A 2,181-nucleotide genomic window follows, 5' to 3' on the forward strand; every position below is an offset into this window, starting at 1 on the left:
GGCAGTCGGACGTGATCAAGATCTTCTCGGTCGTGGCCTTCGTCTTCCTGCCGCCCACGCTGATCGCCAGCATTTACGGGATGAACTTCAAATACATGCCGGAGCTGGACTGGACCTGGGGCTATCCGATGGCGCTGGGGCTGATGGTCGTCTCGGCGCTGGTGCCCTGGATGTTGTTCAAGTGGAAGAAATGGCTGTGAGCGGGCCGATCTACGCAGATTGGGACCCCGCGCGCTATGGCGCCTTCCGGGACCTGCGGTTGCGGCCCGCGCTGGATCTGCTGGCGCAGGTGTCGGAACTGCCGTCGGGCGATGTGGTGGACCTTGGCTGCGGCGATGGCGCGGTGGCCGAGGCGCTGGCAACGCGGTTCAAGCCGGAGCATCCTCTGATCGGCGTCGATGCCTCGGCCGCGATGCTGGAGAGGGCCGCCGCGCGGATGACACAATGGGCGAATCCGCTCTACAACAGCCTGACCCGGGCGGACATTGCGCTTTGGGCGGCCGAGACGCCGCCCGCGCTGATCTTCTCCAACGCCGCGCTGAACTGGCTGCCGGATCATGCGAGCCTGATGCCCCGGCTGGCCGGAATGCTGGCGCCGCGCGGTGTCCTGGCGGTGCAGATGCCACGGCAGGAGGCGGCGCCCTCGCACAGGCTGCTGCGCGAGGTGGCGGAGCAGCTGTTTCCGGGGCGTTTCCCGGTCGCTCCATCGCCTGTCCTGCGGGCCGGGGATTATGCCGGGATGCTTTTGCCTTATGGCGAGGTGCGAGCCTGGACGACGGAGTACCTCCAGATGCTCGACCCCGTGCTGCAGGGCCACCCCGTCCGCGCCTTCACCGAAAGCACCGCGATGCGGCGTTTCGTTCAGGGCATGACCGCAGCCGAAGTGGCGGACTACGTTTCCGCCTATGACGCGGCGCTGGCCGAGAGCTATCCGGCGCTGCCCGACGGGCGGGTACGGTTCCCCTTCACCCGCGTCTTCTTCATTCTGGAGCGTTCCTGATGCCCCCGCTGATCCCCACGACCCACTCTGCCCGCGTCACCTGGCTGGGCTATCAGCCCGTGCCGGTCGAGAAACTTGTCATCACTTCGGGGCCGGTCGAAGAGATGCCGCTGAGCTTCGCCGGGTTCGAGGGTGAGGTCCATGCCGGGCTGACCCGGCCCTCGTGCTCGCGCGTGCTGAAGCTTTATCCGCGCAATACCGAGATCAGGAACGTGCGCCAGCTGAGCATCGTCTGCGCCCAGGAGATGGCCGAGGTCGCCCGCGACATGGGGCTGGAGACGATGGATTATGCCTGGGTCGGGGCCTCGCTGGTGCTGGAAGGCATCCCGGATTTCACCCATCTGCCGCCCTCCAGCCGGTTGCAGGGGCCGGACGGGGTGACGCTGGTAGTGGATATGGAGAACCTGCCCTGCCAGGAGCCCGCGGTGACGATCGAGAAGGCGCGGCCGGGGCTGGGCAAGGGGTTCAAGCCTGCCGCCGAGGGCAAGCGCGGCGTGACGGCCTGGGTGGAGCGCGAGGGCACCCTGCGGCTGGGCGACGAACTGCGCCTGTTCATCCCTGCGCAACGGGGCTGGCAGCCGCAGCGCAGGGAATGAAGGTTCAGTCGGCGCGAAATTCGAATAAACGTTCCGGGGTTTCGTATCGGAAACACGACAGGGCGAATTTCGCGATTTTCAGGTCGGAAACCGCCTTCGATTAGCAGGTCCCGCCCGGTATCACGTCGCAAATGGCACAATCCGCCCCGTGGGAGACACACATGGCCTTCAAGACCGACATCGAGATTGCGCGCGAAGCGAAGAAGAAGCCGATCATGGAGATCGGGTCCAAGCTCGGCATTCCCTCGGAGCATCTGCTGCCCTACGGCCATGACAAGGCCAAGGTGAGCCAGGAGTTCATCAAGAGCCTCGCGGGCAAGAAGGATGGGAAGCTGATCCTCGTCACCGCGATCAACCCGACCCCGGCGGGCGAGGGCAAGACGACGACGACCGTGGGTCTGGGCGATGGCCTGAACCGGATCGGCAAGAAGGCGGTGATCTGCATCCGCGAAGCCTCGCTTGGCCCGAACTTCGGGATGAAGGGTGGCGCTGCCGGCGGCGGCATGGCGCAGGTCGTGCCGATGGAGGAGATGAACCTCCACTTCACCGGCGACTTCCACGCGATCACCTCGGCGCACAACCTGC

At 65.9% G+C, this 2,181-nt stretch carries 4 protein-coding genes; all 4 read left to right on the forward strand.

Annotated features, from left to right (window positions below; all coding sequences use genetic code 11):
* Positions 1–200: CorA family divalent cation transporter (locus V7Q39_RS20505; RefSeq protein WP_333818461.1), on the forward strand; the 200-nt coding region annotated here is incomplete at its 5' end.
* Positions 191–1,000, forward strand: a complete 810-nt coding sequence (locus V7Q39_RS20510) for a methyltransferase domain-containing protein (RefSeq protein WP_333818463.1) — start codon at positions 191–193, stop codon at positions 998–1,000. The genes V7Q39_RS20505 and V7Q39_RS20510, both read left to right, overlap by 10 nt.
* Positions 1,000–1,596, forward strand: coding sequence for an MOSC domain-containing protein (locus V7Q39_RS20515; protein ID WP_333818464.1), 597 nt, complete (start codon positions 1,000–1,002; stop codon positions 1,594–1,596). The genes V7Q39_RS20510 and V7Q39_RS20515 overlap by 1 nt, the downstream gene beginning before the upstream one ends.
* Positions 1,597–1,757: 161 nt before the next feature.
* Positions 1,758–2,181 (forward strand): formate--tetrahydrofolate ligase (locus tag V7Q39_RS20520; protein ID WP_333818465.1); only part of this gene is annotated, 424 nt, incomplete at its 3' end.

This window comes from Tabrizicola sp., from assembly GCF_036781545.1.
In the GTDB taxonomy this organism is placed as follows: Bacteria; Pseudomonadota; Alphaproteobacteria; order Rhodobacterales; family Rhodobacteraceae; genus Tabrizicola.

Excerpts from the sequence above, each read along its gene's own strand:
- V7Q39_RS20510 (WP_333818463.1), top strand. The coding sequence starts at position 191 with ATGGCTGTGAGCGGGCCGATCTACGCAGATTGGGACCCCGCGCGCTAT.
- V7Q39_RS20515 (WP_333818464.1), top strand. The coding sequence starts at position 1,000 with ATGCCCCCGCTGATCCCCACGACCCACTCTGCCCGCGTCACCTGGCTG.